This is a genomic window from Synechococcus sp. Cruz-7E5, from assembly GCF_024345995.1.
Classification (GTDB): domain Bacteria; phylum Cyanobacteriota; class Cyanobacteriia; order PCC-6307; family Cyanobiaceae; genus Regnicoccus_A.
Map to the genome: position 1 here is coordinate 29869 of NZ_JAGQCE010000017.1, position 16574 is coordinate 46442.

13 protein-coding genes and 2 pseudogenes are annotated in these 16574 nt (G+C 62.6%); 8 read left to right on the top strand and 7 right to left on the bottom strand.

The window, feature by feature from the left end:
* Positions 1-17 precede the first annotated feature (17 nt).
* Positions 18-2231 (top strand): cation-translocating P-type ATPase, encoded by a 2214-nt coding sequence (locus tag KBY77_RS14600; RefSeq protein ID WP_255105991.1) that lies wholly within the window; start codon positions 18-20, stop codon positions 2229-2231.
* Positions 2232-2247: 16 nt separating this feature from the next.
* Here the strand turns inward: KBY77_RS14600 and cadR are convergent, their stop codons facing one another.
* A complete protein-coding gene (gene cadR, locus KBY77_RS14605; RefSeq protein ID WP_255105993.1) occupies positions 2248-2664 on the bottom strand; it encodes a Cd(II)/Pb(II)-responsive transcriptional regulator in 417 nt (138 codons plus the stop codon).
* A 349-nt stretch (positions 2665-3013) separates the two neighbouring features.
* Between cadR and KBY77_RS14610 the strand changes: the two are divergent.
* From KBY77_RS14610 to KBY77_RS14635, 6 genes and pseudogenes are all read left to right on the top strand, one after another.
* A pseudogene (locus tag KBY77_RS14610) lies at positions 3014-3456 on the top strand (divalent metal cation transporter).
* Entirely contained in the window at positions 3456-3563 is a 108-nt protein-coding gene (locus tag KBY77_RS16825; protein ID WP_399212978.1) for a hypothetical protein, read from the top strand. Before KBY77_RS14610 ends, KBY77_RS16825 begins: the two are co-directional and overlap by 1 nt.
* A 41-nt stretch (positions 3564-3604) precedes the next feature.
* Positions 3605-3978: pseudogene (locus KBY77_RS16830) on the top strand (divalent metal cation transporter).
* A gap of 1007 nt (positions 3979-4985) precedes the next feature.
* A complete protein-coding gene (locus KBY77_RS14625) occupies positions 4986-5924 on the top strand; it encodes a carbon-nitrogen hydrolase family protein (RefSeq protein ID WP_255105999.1) in 939 nt (312 codons plus the stop codon).
* A gap of 1641 nt (positions 5925-7565) precedes the next feature.
* Positions 7566-9095, top strand: coding sequence for an IS5 family transposase (locus KBY77_RS14630; protein WP_255106001.1), 1530 nt, complete (start codon positions 7566-7568; stop codon positions 9093-9095).
* A 447-nt stretch (positions 9096-9542) separates the two neighbouring features.
* Positions 9543-10214: an isoprenylcysteine carboxylmethyltransferase family protein gene (locus KBY77_RS14635; RefSeq protein WP_255106004.1), complete on the top strand. Its 672-nt coding sequence runs from the start codon at positions 9543-9545 to the stop codon at positions 10212-10214.
* A gap of 94 nt (positions 10215-10308) precedes the next feature.
* Here KBY77_RS14635 and KBY77_RS14640 read toward each other — a convergent pair whose 3' ends face one another.
* The 4 genes from KBY77_RS14640 to KBY77_RS14655 form a co-directional block, all read right to left on the bottom strand.
* A complete protein-coding gene (locus tag KBY77_RS14640; protein WP_255106006.1) occupies positions 10309-10509 on the bottom strand; it encodes a hypothetical protein in 201 nt (66 codons plus the stop codon).
* Positions 10510-10518: 9 nt separating this feature from the next.
* Complete coding sequence (locus KBY77_RS14645; RefSeq protein WP_255106007.1) at positions 10519-11919, bottom strand: NAD(P)/FAD-dependent oxidoreductase; 1401 nt, start codon at positions 11917-11919, stop codon at positions 10519-10521.
* Between the two features lie 96 nt (positions 11920-12015).
* The gene (locus KBY77_RS14650) at positions 12016-14271 is read right to left on the bottom strand and encodes a glycosyltransferase (protein ID WP_255106009.1); all 2256 of its coding nucleotides are present in this window, start codon (positions 14269-14271) and stop codon (positions 12016-12018) included.
* A gap of 125 nt (positions 14272-14396) precedes the next feature.
* Positions 14397-14573 (bottom strand): hypothetical protein, encoded by a 177-nt coding sequence (locus KBY77_RS14655; RefSeq protein WP_255106011.1) that lies wholly within the window; start codon positions 14571-14573, stop codon positions 14397-14399.
* Positions 14574-15164: 591 nt separating this feature from the next.
* Between KBY77_RS14655 and KBY77_RS14660 the strand changes: the two genes are divergently transcribed.
* Complete coding sequence (locus KBY77_RS14660) at positions 15165-15392, top strand: hypothetical protein (protein ID WP_255106013.1); 228 nt, start codon at positions 15165-15167, stop codon at positions 15390-15392.
* A 214-nt stretch (positions 15393-15606) separates the two neighbouring features.
* Here KBY77_RS14660 and KBY77_RS14665 read toward each other — a convergent pair whose 3' ends face one another.
* Both KBY77_RS14665 and KBY77_RS14670 read right to left on the bottom strand, forming a co-directional pair.
* A complete protein-coding gene (locus KBY77_RS14665) occupies positions 15607-16164 on the bottom strand; it encodes a hypothetical protein (RefSeq protein ID WP_255106015.1) in 558 nt (185 codons plus the stop codon).
* A 139-nt stretch (positions 16165-16303) separates the two neighbouring features.
* The gene (locus tag KBY77_RS14670) at positions 16304-16474 is read right to left on the bottom strand and encodes a hypothetical protein (RefSeq protein WP_255106018.1); all 171 of its coding nucleotides are present in this window, start codon (positions 16472-16474) and stop codon (positions 16304-16306) included.
* Positions 16475-16574 lie beyond the last annotated feature (100 nt).

Consider the following 16574-nt stretch of genomic DNA (forward strand, 5'->3'; position numbering starts at 1 on the left):
GCCTGGATGACACGGCCATGGCGGAACCTTGCTGCAGCAGCGGAACCAGCGGGCAGAAGGCCGGAGACAGCACAGCGCCGCAGCCGGAGCCTGCAAGCGCCAGAGAAACGCTGTTTCGGATCAGCGCGATGGATTGCGCCACCGAGGAAACCGAGATCCGCCATGTCCTCTCAGGTCTCGACGGCATCCGCGGCCTGAGGTTCCTGCTGGCCGAGCGCGTTCTGGCGATCGATGCCGAAGCAGCAGCGCTCAACTCCGCCCTTGCTGCGATCCGCCGGCTGGGATTCAGCCCGGAGCCGATCAGCCCCGATCAGCGGCCATCCGCGGCCCAAACCCGCGCCGAACGGCGACATGAACGGCTCCGCCTGGGTGGCTCCCTTGCGCTTGCGATCACGGCGGAACTGCTGCATCTGGTCGTTCCCGCCTACCTGGGCCATGAACTGGTGGAGATCGCCCTCGCCATCGCCGCGATCGCCCTGGCGGGCTTCTCCGTGTTTCGCAAGGGCCTTGCGGCCCTCCGCCAGGGCCGACTCAACATCAATGCGCTGATGAGCGTGGCGGTCACGGGCGCCTTCCTGATCGGCCGCTTCCCGGAAGCCGCCATGGTGATGGCGCTCTATGCCGTGGCTGAGGCGATCGAAGCGCGGGCCGTGCAACGGGCCCGCCAGGCGATCACCAGCCTGATGGCCCTGGCTCCCGACGAGGCGGAGATCCGCCAGAGCGATGGCCGCTGGCAACGCGTGGCCGCAAGTGCTGTGGCCATCGGAGATGTGGTGCGCGTTCGCCCGGGCGAACGCCTGCCGCTCGATGGCACGGTGCTCAGTGGTGAGAGCGCGATCGATCAGGCGCCGATCACCGGGGAAAGCCTGCCGGTCGACAAAGGCCCAGGGGATGAGGTGTTTGCGGGCACGATCAACCAGGGCGGCGCCCTGGAAATCCAGGTGACGGCGCCGGCTTCGCTCAGCACCCTGGCGCGCATCATCCAGGCCGTGGAGGAAGCCCAGGTCTCCCGTGCTCCGATCCAGCGCTTCGTCGATCGCTTCGCGGCCCGCTACACCCCGGCGGTGTTCGTGGTGGCACTGGCTGTTGCCCTGCTGGCGCCGCCCTTGCTGGGGTTCACCCCTCTGCAGGCGATCTACAAGGCGCTGGTGCTGCTGGTGATCGCCTGCCCTTGTGCGCTGGTGATCGCTACACCGGTCACGGTGGTGAGCGGCCTGGCCACCGCCGCCCGTCGCGGCATCATCATCAAAGGCGGCCTTTATATCGAGGAGGCCCGCAAGATCAAGGTGCTGGCCCTCGACAAGACCGGCACAATCACCCTGGGCCAGCCCCAGCTGGTGGCCTTCTCCCCTCAGCAAGAAGGGGCAGACGCTGGCGCTCTGAAACAGCTGGCCAACAGCCTGGCGGAGCGCTCCGACCATCCGGTGTCACGGGCCATCGCCGCAGGCCTTGATGGCGAGCGGCTGGCCGTGGAGGCCTTCGAGGCCCTGCCGGGGCGAGGGGTGCGCGGCGTGATTGCGGGGCGGCCGCTGATGCTGGCCAACCACCGCTGGATCGAGGAGCTGGGACTCTGCTCCAGCTCACTGGAAGCATCGATGCAGGTCCACGAGCGCCAAGGTCGCTCGCTCAGCCTGCTCGCGGATGACAGCGGCGTACTCGCCTTGATCGCTGTTGCCGACACCGTTCGGCCCAGCTCGACGGCCACCATGGCGGCCCTGAGAGCCCTGGGCGTCAAACCGGTGATGCTCACGGGTGACAACGCAGCCACCGCCGGTGCGATCGCAGCCCAGGCCGGCATCGATGAGGTGAAGAGCAACCTGCTGCCCCAGGAGAAGCTCGAGGCGGTGGCCGCTCTGCAGGCCCGCTATGGATTCGCGGCCATGGCCGGCGATGGCATCAACGACGCCCCGGCCCTGGCCCAGGCTGACATCGGTTTTGCGATGGGGGCCGCGGGCACCCAAATCGCCATCGAAGCGGCCGATGTGGTGATCATGAACGACGATCTGATGCGTGTACCGGAAACGATCGCCCTCTCTCGCCGCACCTTCTCCATCCTGCGCCAGAACATTGGCCTGGCACTGGGAATCAAGGCCCTGTTTCTGGTGCTAACCGTGGCCGGAAATGCCACCATGTGGATGGCGGTCTTCGCGGACATGGGCACCAGCTTGATCGTGATCGCCAATGGCCTGCGGCTGCTCCGCACTCCCACGCTTGGCAAGATCAAGGGCTGAGCCTGGTCGGAAATGATCAGATCTGAGCCTTGTCGATTCCAGCCGAACGGTTCAATTCCATGAGGATGCCGCAGGTCTTCACCTCATCCGGTTGCTGACAAAGCCCTCTGAGCTGCCGTAGCTGATCCTGAAGCTGGCGCAGTTCATCGACCCGCGCATCAACCTCGGCCATCTTCTCGTCCAGCAAGGCGTTCACTGTCCGGCAGCTCCCGGCTAGGGCGTCCCGCGCCTCGATCAGGAGGCGCACCTCCTCCAGGCTCATGTCAAGGCTGCGGCAGTAGCGGATGAAGCGCAACTGCTCCACATGCCGCGGCGTATAGAGGCGGTAATTGCCATCCGTGCGCTGCGGCACCGGCAGCAAGTGCTCGCGTTCGTAATAGCGGATGGTTTCGATCTTCACCCCCGTAGACCGTGCCAACTCGCCGATCTGCATGGATTCATTCTCTTGGGTTGGCAGGTCGGGCGGGCAAGACTCCATACCGCAACGCTAGGCCCTTGACCATGAAGCCACTTCAGGCTGTTCGATGGGTGCATCTCCTCCTCGCGACTTCTGAACTGGCGGTGATCCCTTCCCCAGGGTGGGCTCAGGCCAGCCATGCCCCAGCAGGATCTCAGCCACCCTCGCCTTAGCGTCCAGCTCCGCTGCGTCGCTCCATGCCCGAGCCCCTCTTGCCCCTGCCAGGCGGAATGACGCGCAGGCCGTGGAGGTGCCCGCCGGCCTGGGCATGCTGCGCACCTTCCTGCGGGTGGTCGGTCCCGGGTACCTGGTGGCCGTCGGCTACATGGATCCGGGCAACTGGGCCACCGATCTGGCGGCCGGTACCCAGTTCGGCTACCGCCTGCTCTGGGTGATCGGGCTCTCCAGCCTGATGGCGATGGTGCTCCAGTCGCTCTGCTGCCGGCTGGGCATCGCCACGCGGCTGGATCTGGCCCAGGCGTGCACCCGGCTGCTGACGCGGTTTTGCCGGATTCCCCTGTGGCTGCTGGCCGAGGTGGGCATCATTGCCTGCGACCTGGCTGAGCTGGTGGGCAGCGCTTCGGGATCCGCCGGCTGGAGGCCCTGGTGATCGCCCTGGTGGCCTTGGTGGGCGGTTGCTTCGCGGTGGAGAAGCTGCTGCTCCAGCCCAATTGGAGCCAGGTGGGCCAGGGCTTCCTTCCCCAGGCCGCGAGCTCAGGGACGGGCAGCAGCTGTTTCTGGCCGCCGGGACTCTCGGGGCCACGGTGATGCCCCACAACCTCAATCTCCAATCCTCGCTGGTGCAATCCCGCTGTTGGATGGGCGGGGTGCGGGCCCAGGCCAGGGCCCTGGCCTGCAGCACTGGGACACCCTGATCGCCCTCAGCCTGGCCTTTCTGATCAATGTCTCGATCCTGGTGCTGGCCGCCGGCAGCTTCTACGGACGACTGCCGCAGCCGGTCACGGACCTGAGCGAGGCCTACCGGCTGCTGACGCCGATGCTGGGCACCACCGTCAGGCCGGCACCATCGCCCTGGCCCTGATTCCGGCGATGGCCACGGTGATCCTGTTCGGGGAGCGGGCCACCACGAATCTGCTGGTGCTGAGCCAGGTGGTGCAGTCGCTGCAGTTGCCGTTCGCGGTGATCCCGCTGGTGTGGTTCTGCGGGCGGCGCGGTCTGATGGGCGAGCTCAGAGCGCCGCTCGCTCTGCAGGCCGCGGGCTGGCTCAGCGCCAGCGTGATCGTCCTGATCAACCTGTCGCTACTGCGTGCTGTCCTGCGGGGCGCCTGAGCCATGGACAGCCTGCTTGAACCAGCCAACGAAGCTTCCATCCATGGAGCGGAGGCTCCTTACGGCGCTCTCTGTCACCCGAGAGAATCCTTGGTCGTGGCCTCTGATTCGTATATGGAGCCCATTGGCCACTGATCCTCCAGCTGCGAAGGCGGTCCATTGCAGCAGGCTGTCCATTCTTCTATTTTACAGTCCATATTGGGTGCAGAATTTCACCTGGGCATGTTCCGAGTCGCATTTCTCGTTCCACACATTGGATAAGTGCGGAGGAGAAAGAAGTCCCCGAACTGCCGAACATGGCGGCGTCCTAGGCACTTGTTCTTTCAGTTGACGCAGAACTTAGCCCTGCCACAATCCAATGATAATAGTCCGTTTCAGAGTTTATCAGAAGTAGAGACAAGGATCGGTTTGTATCGCCTTTTATCTTGATATTTGCCGCGACTCCAATGCTTCGCTTTCAAGCTATCCGATAAGGCACAGATTCCGAACGAGCCCTCACAAGACCGAAGCGTACACAGCAGAGACTTCTGCCCAGTCTTCGTTGCCGCTTAGTCACACTTCCTCAGCCTTCTTGGCCTGGAAGGGGAGAGCAGGCTTCTCGCTTCGATGCTTCGGCGCCACCACTGCTTGAGTTCAGGCATACAGCGAAAGCCATGATCTCTGGCTAGCAGGCGTGCTGCGTCAGCCACCACAACCAGACAGGGCTGTCGGGGCAGACGACCATTGAGCAGTTTGTCCACGAATTCGGTGGCGCGCTCCCACATCTGGGTGAGGTAGAAGCGTTCGGTCAGGACACCATGCGCTGCTCAGATCGGGATGCCATGGGCCAGGGCCTGGAATGAAAAGTTGGGTGCACCTTCTCTCAGCTGATGCCAACACAGGCTCAGTGCCAAGGATTGAGCGGGTCCGGTTTCGCCTGGATGTTCAGATAGGTCTCGATCTAGGGCCGAACGAAGCTTGCGTCATGGGCAGCCAATTAGAAATGGTTGATTGACAAGAGGCTTTCCATGTCCACGAAAGTTGCTGTCATACAAAAGCCCCCGGTAGTGCTCGACCGGGAGAGGACGATTGCTCGGGTGGTTGAATCGATCAATGAGGCCGCCGGCGCTGGTGCAACCCTGCTGGTGTTTCCAGAAGCCCATATCTCAGGCTACCCGGCCTGGATCTGGCGGCTGAAGCCAGGGGGTGACATTGCGCTGTCGAGCGAGCTTCATGCCAGGCTGCGCCAGAGCGCTGTTGACCTGAATCGACAAGACCTGCGCCCGCTGCAGGATGCGGCAAGCAAGCATGCGGTGACCGTTGTCATGGGAATGAACGAGATCGATAGCTGCTATTCAGGAACAACGCTGTTTAATACCGTTGTCGTTATCGGTTCAGATGGGACGCTTCTCAACCGGCATCGCAAATTGATGCCAACTAACCCAGAGCGAATGGTCTGGGGAGTGGGAGATGCCAGTGGACTGCGAGTAGTCGATACACCCGCCGGTCGGCTGGGTGCACTCATTTGCTGGGAAAGCTACATGCCGCTCGCACGGTATGCCCTCTACGCGCAGGATCTGGAAATCCTGGTTAATCCAACCTGGGATAATGGCGAAACTTGTCTAGTGACCTTGCGCCACATTGCCAGAGAAGCTGGCTGCTGGGTGATAGGAACCGCCACAGCGCTGCAGGGCTGTGACTTATCCGATGACTTTCCGGAGCGTGACAGACTGTACAAGCCGGACGAATGGATCAACGACGGTGATGCTGTTGTGGTCAATCCAGCCGGAAAAGTCACCGCCGGGCCATTGCACCGGGAGAAAGGTATTCTCTATGCCGAAATCGATATTGAAGACGCAAGGAGAGCGCGTCGGTCATTGGACGTCTGTGGCCATTACTCACGACCAGATATCTTCTCGCTTTGTGTGAACCGCAAGCCGCTCCAGCCAGTGGAGTTCTTGGATTGATCCGAGCACGGCATGATGCTCGGCTCGCTGAGGCCCGACCAGCGCTCCCAGCTCTGCCCGTACAGTCTGGGACTCGCTGATGACATCACGGCCCTCGCTGAGCAGCCTGATACACCCGGTGTCGCTCTTCTTCGCCAGGCCCCCCTTACCAGCTCACCTCTACCGAGCTCTACGGGGTACTGATGCCATCGTCAGGGACCATGACCAACCGCATCAATCGTCTCGAGAGCCAAGGTCTGGTGGAGCGTCACCGTGAGTCCGCGAATTGAAGCAGCATCTATGTGCGACTCACGGCCAAGGGATCTCAGCTGGTGGAATCCATCTTGTCGGAGGTCCTCGAAAGTGAACAGCGACGTCTGGAACGGTTCACCGCGGCCAAGGAGCGTGATCAGTGGCGGGTCTTCTGCTCTTTCAGCTATTGGATACTGGAGGGGCCGACGGCTGATCACGTTCATTGCACCCCGCCGAGGCTTCGGGACCTACATCACCCGGCGACTTATCACCGCCAGACCTGGCCGACTGCGCGGGTCCTAAAACCGGGAGATGTTCGAGCCGGGGCATATCAGCTAGGGAACAAGGATCAACGATGCTGGCGCCATCGCCATGATGAGGAAGCCCACCGCTCCACCCGCTCGCGCCTGCTCGGGCTTCGCTCCGCGGCTCGTGGAGGCCCCGACATGCTCCGTCTGTGGAGAGGATTTTTTATTTCCAGGTTTTGCGACATTTCCGAAGCGGTCCCCGCGCGATTCTCATTTTCGGTGGTATTACCCCCCCCCTTTTTTAAGATGTGGTTGTTCCCCCCTGCGTCAGGAAAGAAGTCTGCTCGTAATCACCCTAGGCGAAGCCCTCCGCGAAGCGGTAGCCGAGCTGCTTGCCACCCATTAACCCAGTCCTGGCCAAAGGCCATGTGTCCATTATCCCGCGATGGGGCTCAGTTTTCCAGAGTCTCCCTAGATCCAGAAGCGAGATTGATAGCAAAGATGAATAGTTCATCATCACTTCCATCTGAGCTTATGGAGACTCCCTAACCGCGGAAGAGATCTCCCGACTTGGAACAGTTGCGTTTGCCTTGCCCCTCCAGCGGCAAGGATGCTCCCGACAGACCAACATCTTTATTTCTAGAAACCCAGCCCTGCGAAGGGGAGTAACGAACGAGACGGTCTCAACCCGGTAAGCACAAATGCTTATGCACTTCCGAGACTTGGTCTGTTCTTCTGTCCGTTAGCTCAATGCTTCCACCGTTCGTCATGTCGACTCCCCGATGTGATTGCAGACACCTCGTTGTGATCTGGGCAGGGGGAATGCTAAATGAGCCATGTACTCCGGATGGTGGCTTCTGCCCTTGGGTATCGCCTAAAACACCAGATCTGGTGGGATGAACCTACCAAGGAGATTCTCCATAGGCCTGATCCAGATAACCCGCCTCCCTGACCTCCCGCCTCATACCTGTTGACACCAGCAGCCAGAGCGGCTAGTACGGTTGTACTCGCCCTGCTGCCATGAGATCTGTTTCCTCTCCCTACGCAGGGCTTCCTGAGAAAGGCCAGACCAGCTGTGCCGCAATGGACTTGAGCAGTTTATAGCTGTAGAATGTACGCATTTCGGCTCGATATTGCCGAGAAGCAGTCCAGAGTTTTCCACATGTATCGACGCGAGCATCGCCATCAGCTCTCGTTTGAGGATTTCTTCCTGCCGTTTGGTGGCAAGCTCTCTGGCAATAATCGGTGGATCAAGCTTGCGGAGCTCATTCCCTGGGACGAGCTGGAGGACGACTACGCGTCGCAGTTCTGCAAAGGCTTTGGGGCACCTGCCAAGTCATTTCGAATGGCACTGGGTGCCCTGATCATCAAGGCCCGCCTGGCAATCACAGACGAGGAGCTGGTAGAGCAAATCAAGGAAAATCCATATCTTCAGTACTTCATTGGATTGGAAGCGTTCCAATTATCCGCAGCATTCGATCCATCGATGATGGTCTATTTCCGGAAGCGCCTGCCGGAGTCGGTGATCAACGACTGCAACGAACGGATCGTTCGCCATGGTCTGAACGTGATCCAGTCCGAAGGTTCCGACGATGATCAGGATGCCGGCAAGGATGGTGGTTCCGCCACAGGGCATGGCAGCAATGAGCAGGGGCTTAGCCCATCGGTCAACCAGGGCACACTCTTGATTGACGCCACCTGCGCACCCGTAGATATCCGTTACCCGACTGATCTATCCCTGCTCAACGAAGCCAGAGAAGTCACCGAGATGCTGATTGACGCTATGCATCCCCCAATCAGAGATGCTTTTGGCCAGAAGCCACGCACGCATCGCAAGAAAGCCCGGCAGCAGTTTCTTGCAGTGGCCAAACAGAAGCGCCCTAGCATCAGCAGGATTCGAAAGGCGATCAAGCACCAGCTCGGTCATCTACAGCGGAATCTTGTCAGCATTGATGCCCTGATCGCTTGTGGTGGAAGCCTTCTGGCCGCTGGAAAGCACTGGTACCACAAGATCCTGGTGGTCAGCGAACTGGTGCGCCAGCAGAGAATTCTTTACCACTCAGACAGCAGAAGCATCCCCGATCGAATCGTGAGCCTCTTCCAGGCTCACATCAGGCCGATTGTTCGCGGCAAGGCCAGGTGCAATGTCGAATTCGGAGCCAAGATCTCCATTGCGGTCACGGGTGATGGCTTCACCTATCTGGACCGGCTGAACTTCAATCCCTACAACGAAGGAGAAGACCTGAAGGTCCAAGCACGAGCCTACTGGCGTCGCCACGGTCATTATCCAGAGGTGATCTGTGCCGATCAGATTTATCGGACTCGAGCAAACCGCGCATTCTGCCAGCGTCATGGTATCCGGCTGAGTGGACCTCGTCTTGGTCGACCCAAGAATGATCCGGAGTTGGTGGCTGCAGAGAAGCAGCAGTTTCTTGCTGATCAACGCCAACGAAATGCTGTCGAGGGAAAAATCGGACAGGGGAAGCGGCGGTTCGGAATGGGCCTGATTCGTGAGAAGCTGGCTGTCACCCAAGGATCGGCCATTGCGTTGAGTGTCCTGGTAATGAACCTCGAGAAGCTGCTGGAGCTTCTTTTTGTCCTTTTTGCTTTCTTGTTACAGATGCTGATCGGCAATGAAGCCAATGGAGAAGTCGAAGAGCGGCTCCTCAGCAATCAACCGGCTGCAGCCTGAAGATCACTCAGAGATCAGCCTGGCGGCTCCACTTTGTTGGAATGGGGCTGGATCTCACTTTCTCAGGAGGCCCTACGCAACCTTCCGCGCCGAGGATTGGATGCAAGTTGGCTACGGAGCCTTTGCGCAGTCACAGGAGCCATCTACATCTGAGCGCCCTTCAAGCCCATCAACTCCCGCTTCCCTCAGCAATCACAGGGATTGGGGCTCAAAGAGCAAGCCAATTGTGAGCTATCCATTGAGCGGGTAATCCTGAGGCGACGCCATGGTCGACCCCCTACCCCGCACTCTTCAACACGGCGGCATCGTGGCGGTGGCGGCTTGGCTGGTACTGCTCAACATGGTCGATCCACAGGCCCCACCCCGGCCCAGGGGGATCAGATGAATGTTGTGCACGATCGCAACGCCCGCCAGGGTCGATAGGGTGCCGTCAGCGAGGGTGCGCGGATGGCTGAATCAGCACGGGACGAGGGCCAGGCCCCGCCGGCGGGCTGGAGCCAACTCACGGCGATCAACACCGCCAAAATGCTCACGATCGTGCTGCTGCTGGTGCTCGCGGCCGTGGTCGGTGTGAAGGACATGCGCCAGGTGGTCTATCTCAGCCTGCACATCAGCTACTGCCTCTGGTGGCTGCTGGAGCAGTGGCTGTTTCCCGAGCGGGCTCGCCAGCTGTTCAGCGAGCGTGTGGGAGTGGTGGGGTTTGGCTTCGCCCTGCTGTTCATCGGGGTGCTCTACAGCCTGCCGGGGCTGCTGGCCTTTCTCAATCCCATGCCGATCTCCCAGGCCGCCGTGGCCGTGGCGCTGGGGCTGTTCAGCTTCGGCAGCCTGATCAACGCCAGCGCCGATGCACAGAAAACCACCGCCAAGGCAATGGGTGCCGGCCTGGTGAGCGACGGCATCTGGCGGCGCGTGCGCCATGTGAACTACCTCGGCGATCTGCTGCGCTACCTGAGCTTTGCGGTGGTGGCCGGCAACGGCTGGGCCTACCTGGTGCCGGCTCTGGTGCTGCTGATCTACCTCCAGCGCATTGGCCAGAAGGAAGTGCAGATGGCGGCGAAGTACCCGGAGTTCAGCACCTGGCAGCAGCGCAGCGCGCGGCTCCTGCCAGGCCTCTGGTGAGGCCCACGCAGCCGCACTCAGCAGTCACGACCTTTGTACTCGCCGGGGTGCGGGTGCGGGTGATGAGGATTCCCCCGTAACCCGGTAGCCGGGGCTATCCAATGCGTCCATAAAGGGCGTGCTGGCATTGGGTTTGCTCAAGCAGGTACTTCCCGCTGTCAATGCCGATACCTCCAGTGCCGCAGGCAGTCAGCTCATCGCCCAGGGCGAGCATGGCGCCGAGAGCCTTCTCGTATTCGGCGGCAAACAATGGGATCTGCGGTAGTCGACTGCAGTGCAGCAGGGCATTCGTCACGGCTGCTGCTCAGGCGGACGCGCGTGAAGCCTGGTCTTGCCGGACGGCACGTTGCAGGCCCACATCCACACCCAGGTGCTGGTCGGGGCGGCCGGTGATCAGCAGGGCGGTGCGCTGGCGGGTGGCGATCTGCCACATCCACTTGCTGAACAGGGCGATGCGGTTCTCCGTGTCGGGGATGAAGGCCAGGTGGGCCAGGGCCCAGAGCACCCAGCCCGGCAGGCCGGTCACATGCAGGCCGCGCAGGTCGGCCACGGCATGGAAGGGGCCGATCACGGCCATGCTGCCGAGATCCGTCCAGCGGAAGGGAGGCAGGCGGCGCTCCTCCAGACTGGCCAGGATGTCGCGGGCCACCCAGCCTCCCATCTGCACCGCCGGGCCCGCCATCCCGGGCAGGGGCTTGCCATCACCCGTGTGGCTGTAGCAACAGAGATCCCCCACAGCCCGGATCTCGGGATGGCCGGGGATGGAGAAATCGGGCTCCACAAGCAGACGCCCACCCCGGTCGACCTCGCAACCGGTGCGGTCGGCCAGCAGCTTGCCGAGGCGGGAGGCGCGCACGCCGGCGGTCCAGCAGATGGTGGCCGCTTCCAGCTGCTCGGGGTCCCCGGCTTCGCCGGTGGTGACGAGGCTGACCCGTCCAGGAGCGATCGACTCCACCTTCGCTCCCAGTTTGAGCTCCACTCCCGCCCGGCCCAGATAAGTGCCGGCCGCCTCCGACAGGCTGGGGTGCATGGCGGGCAACACCCTCTCCACCACATCCACCAGGATCACTCGGCAGCGGTCTTGATCGAGCTGCTTGAAGTCGTACCGGATGGCGCGGTGCATCAGCTCGATCAGGGAGCCTGCAAGTTCGCAGCCAGCTGGTCCGGCGCCCACCACCACGGCGGTCTGCAGGAAGCGGAGGCGCTCGGGATCTTTCGTCTGCTCCGCTTCCTCCAGGGCCATCAGCAGGCGACGGCGGATCTCATCGGCGTGCTCGAGGATCTTCATCGGCGGCGCCAGGGGACGCCATTCCTCATGGCCGAAGTAGGTGCTGCCAGATCCGCTGGCCAGGATCAGATGGTCGTAGCCGTAGCGGTGGTCGTTGAACACCACCTCCTTTGCTTTGGGGTCGATGTCCACCACCTCACCCAGCAGGATCTGGATGTTGGGGGCCTGGCCCACCATCTGGCGCAGGGGCGAGGCCACGTCGGCTTCCGAAACCAGACCGGATGCCACCTGATACAGGAGCGGCTGGAAGAGGTTGAAGTTGCGCTTGTCGATCAGGGTGACGCGCACAGGCTTGCGGGCCAGGGCGTGGCAAACCTTGAGACCGGCGAAGCCACCGCCCACGATCACCACATGGGGGAGGTCCTGCCACTGGGTTTCGGGCGGATCGAGTTCGAGGAAGAAGCGCTCCGGTGCCATCTGGGAGGCGTGACACACAGAACAACCTGACCCTATGCAGCAAGCAGCACTGATCGTTGTCGCAACGGCTGCCGACCTCGACAGGGCCGTCTCATTTCAGCGTGCTTCGATGAGCCGCGCCTGCGCATCACGGCTCCGATCCCCTACCTGAGGACCGGCGGCTGAGAGCACGCTGCGATCGAACCAACCCTGGGGCGGCACCGGCTGGAGCAGCAGAGCCAGCACCGCCAGCAGGGCCAGGGCCTCAAAGGGGGCCTGATGGCTGGGCCACTCACCGGGTCCCCGGTAGAGCAGAGCCTGCAGAGCTTCGGTCTGGGAATCGCTGAGAGGCCCCCAGCGGCAACCGATCCTCAGCACACCTAGCTCGGAGCGACGCTGCTCCACCCGCAGGGGCAGGGCGTCCACAATGCCGCCGGGCCAGGCCAGGCTCCAGCTGCCAGCATCGCCATCTAGTCCGGCGCCAGGCAGTTGGCCAGCGGGATCGGCATGGGCCAGGGCGAGTTCCACGCCCTGCTCGCTGATGGCCAGGATCCGGGCGGGCCGGAACCCAAGGGCTGTACGCATCTGCAGCGTCAGCCCGTCGATCCGCAGCCACGGCACCGGGCTGTCCTGAGGTCGGTCCCAGCAGGTGCGCAGCGCCAGCAACAGACTTGTGCAGCCCAGCAGCGACCAGGTGAGACCAAGCGCCTGGTTGGCCGGAACGAGGCTGGAGGCTGCCGCCCCGATCGCTCCATTCATGCCGCGGCCGACGATCAGCAGGGTGAGATTGAGCAGCTGCAGCCCCAACAGACCCAGCAACGGCACCAGCAGGCGCTGCTCTGGGCCGGGCCGGGCCCTGTCGGCGACCGCCTTGGGGGTGACCCGGAAGCGCTGGGGCCGGCCCGCCACTGTGCTGAGCACGGCCCCCACGAGCGGCAGCAGAAAGATCCAGCGGTACAGCTCCGGCAGCAGGGCGTTGCGGGAGCCGCGGCTGAACCAGCTCACCAGCAGCAATTGAGAGAGATAAAACGGCAAGGCCATGGTCACCAGGCCCTGTCCCTGCACCAGGATCGGGGCCACACCCAGCAGCCCCAGGGAGAGCGGCATCAGCAGCAGAACCAGCTGGGGCACCACGTTGAACCAGTGCAGGATCCCCTCCAGATAGGCGATCCGCTGCAGAGGGGTGAGCCCGGCGATAGTGAACGGATTGGCGCCCGTGCGCAGGGTCTGCAGGGTGCCACTGGCCCAGCGGCTGCGCTGGCGTGCCATGGCACCGATCGTGAATGGCGCCAGACCGGCGCTCAGCTTCGCGTTGAGGTAGAGGTTGCGGTAGCCCGCCGCCGCCAACCGGATGCCGGTGGCCAGGTCTTCGGAGGGGGTACCAGTCTCGAAGCCACCCACCCGCTCCAGGGCCGAACGACGCATCACGAACGAAGTGCCGGCACAGACCACCGCTCCGACCGCCTGGCGGGTGGGCTCGATCCAGCGGTAGAAGCTCTCCTCATCGGGCATGAGCCAGCGCTCCAGCCGCAGGTTGCGCATCACCGGATCGGCGTTCATATAGGTCTGGGGAGTCTGCACGAACCCCACCCGCGGATCTGTGAACAGGCCCACGCTTCGGGCCAGAAAGGCCGCTCGCGGCACCACATCGGCATCGAAGACCGCCAGCAGCTCGCCCTTCAGATGGGGCAGGGCGTGGTTGAGGTTGCCCGCCTTGGCATGGGTGTTGCTGTCGCGGCTCAGGTAGTGGCAGCCAAGGCGACGGCAGAGCTGGCTCAGCTCCGGGCGAGCGCTGTCATCAAGCAACCAGACCTGGTGGCGCGGGTAGTCCATCGCCAGGCAGCCGCGCAGGCAGCGCTCGATCAGGTCGGCCGGTTCACCACAGCTGGGCACCAGCACGTCAACAGCCGGTACGTGCCAGGGTTCCCTGGCGATTCGCTGCTGGAGGGTCCGCTCTGCGACCGCGGCCTCCTGGGGTACCGGCGGCTGCCGTGCCCAGGTGAGCCAGAGCTGCAGCAGGCCATTGGCCAGCAGGGTGAGCTCCGCCACCAGCATCAGCAGGCTCAGGACGGTGCTGATGGGCGTGGCCAGGTTGAGGGTCTCCCCGATCCGCCAGAACAGGTAACGCCCCCCCAACAAGGTGATCACCAGCACGGCCGAGCGCCGAGCGGCCAGGGGCAGGGTCTGCTCTGGTCGGCTCGCCAGCCAGCTGGCCCACAGCGCGACAAGCATGGCCGGCAGCGGCACGGTCCAGCTGGGGAGCATGGCGGTTGGGCCCACCAGAGCGGCGGCCAGCAGCGGCAGGCTGGCCGAGAGGGCGATCTGGGTCGGCGAACTGGTGCAGGCCGTCGGGGAGGCGGAACGGACGATCACGAGGGGGAGTGGGCTATTGGATCGTGTACCGGCGAACACACCAAACGGATGGTGTGACTGCATGGCCTGCGTAGGGCGTCAACGTCTGAACCGCTGTCACCACATGGTCAAGTTCAAATCTGACGTTAGATCAACGATCCGGTGGAGCGCGTCCCCAAGGTCGGCTCCTGCCGCTCAGGCGTGACGCGGAGCTCCACCGGATCGGGCGGCTTGTGCACAAGCGAGGCTCCGCAGAGCTTCTTGCGAAGGGTCCAGGGATCCCTGACGTCTTCCACACCAGTCGCTTCACAGACGAGGATCACGTCATCACGGCGATCAGGGCATCGATGTAGAGCGGGCTATGGACATGGGGCTGGGTGTTCATCAGCGATTGGCAGCCTGTGCTGGCAGGCGCTTTACCACAAGCTCGAGCTAGGGGCCCTGCTCGGTCAGCACGCCCAGGAAACCACCAGCCGTCAGAGCCAGCACGGCAAACCAGTCCAGAGACGTCCAGAGAACAGCCTTCAGGGCCTCGGAATCTGCCAGCGCTGCAGGAGGGTCACCGGAACGATGGCGGAGCAAAGTGCTGACGCATGGGGACGCACGAGAACCAGGGCCAGGTGTCTGATTTTCAAGGATCGCAAAAGGCTTTTGATGAAGACCCGTGTTGGCAGGACACGAGCCGTCTGCTCGCCCCCCCGAGTGATGCTCCCGATCACCCAGCGGTTGCAGACCTGTGGAAAACCGACTGGAGGCCTGAACGGCTCTGAGCAGGGCTCCATCACCAGAGCTCACCCTGCTGAGGCAGCAGGAGAGCGCCTTTCCCATGCCAAGGGCCAGGACGGTGACTCAAAACACAGTTTGGTGTAGTTAGCCACAGACAAAGCAGCGTCTCCTCCTGCTCGAAGAGGCTTATGGTTGAACTGCGGATCTGTTTTTTCCGCTTCTCCCAGTCCAGCCCAATGTCCAACGCCTCCAGCAACCCTGCCCGCGAACAAGCCCTTCGGGACTCGCTGCTCGTGCGCTTCGCCGCAGCAGCAGCAGCTGGCAACATCGAAACAAAAAAGGCCCTCAACCACGAAGCCACCTACCTGGGCATTCAGCTCAACAAGAGTGACGGCTCGACGCCTGGCATCCACTGAAGCCCCCCACTGTCAGCAAAGAAGTCCGCACCCTGGTGCAGTTGCACCGGCAGAGTGAGATCCGTTCGTTCCGTGGCCGGCTCCAGTGGGACGGTGAGCTGGAGGTCCAGCGGCTTGATGAGCCCGATGCTCCGGCGTGATCATCGTTGATTCCTCGGTCTGGATCGACTTCTTCAATGGGCTCAGCATGTCTGAGGTGGATAGTCTGGATGGGCTACTCGGGGAGTAGCCAATGGCGATCGGCGATATGGTCCTGATGGATTTGCTGGATGGATTCCGCCATGAGCGTGATGTCGCCAAGGTCTGGCAGCCTTTCCGTTCGCTGACCCTGCTGCCGATGATGGAGGGCAGCAATGCGTGGAAGGCGGCGACAAGGAACCCCTAAGCCTCCTTGAAAAGGACGAGCAAAACCGCAACGCCCTTGGGCTGGGCTGCCTGCGGCTGAATGGCGAGGGCTGAGGTGGATGGCGGCATCAAGCTGATCATTCAGATCGTCGCAGAACACCACGGCCTGCTCGGGGCCCAGTCCTTGCGCAGGATCCGGTTCGCCGCTGTTCACGGCGAGCAGGGTATTGAGCCGGTCCCGGATGGTCAGCGCCGCTCCCGTGCGGCGGTACAGGGCATAGGCGGCACAGCAGTAGCGCTCATCCTCGTCATTGGGAGCGAACTGACTATCGCTCACCAGCTCGCGCTGGCGGGTATAGCTGATCAACTTCGATTCGAAGTGGGCCGTGATCGCGGTCACCGCCGTACCGTCCACATCGACGCTCATATCGAGAGCCTCAAGCGCAGCAAACAGCAAGCGGGCCTTGGTTTCCAGGAAAGCGATGGCCCGCTTGGGGCTGCAGCAGGCTGACCTGCAACGGTAGGAATCGAGATGCAGGAGTCCTGGCGGGATGGTCGACCAGGCATCAGCCCTTGGCCGCATCGCTGAACAGCTCAGGGGACGGCGTTGGGGTCAGAAGGGCAACCACACCCTGCGCCAGATCATCCAGCGGCAGCTGAGGATCATCCGCCGCCTGACAGACTCGATCGATGGCCTCCCGCAGCAGCAGCTTGCTTGAGGTGGTGTCGAACTTCACAGGCAAGCCTGACGGGATCATCCTGGTTAGCCCAGCCAGCCCCGTCTTCCCCGCCGCCTCATGGGCACTTCAACCGGAAGCCCGGGGGATTGAAAGTCCA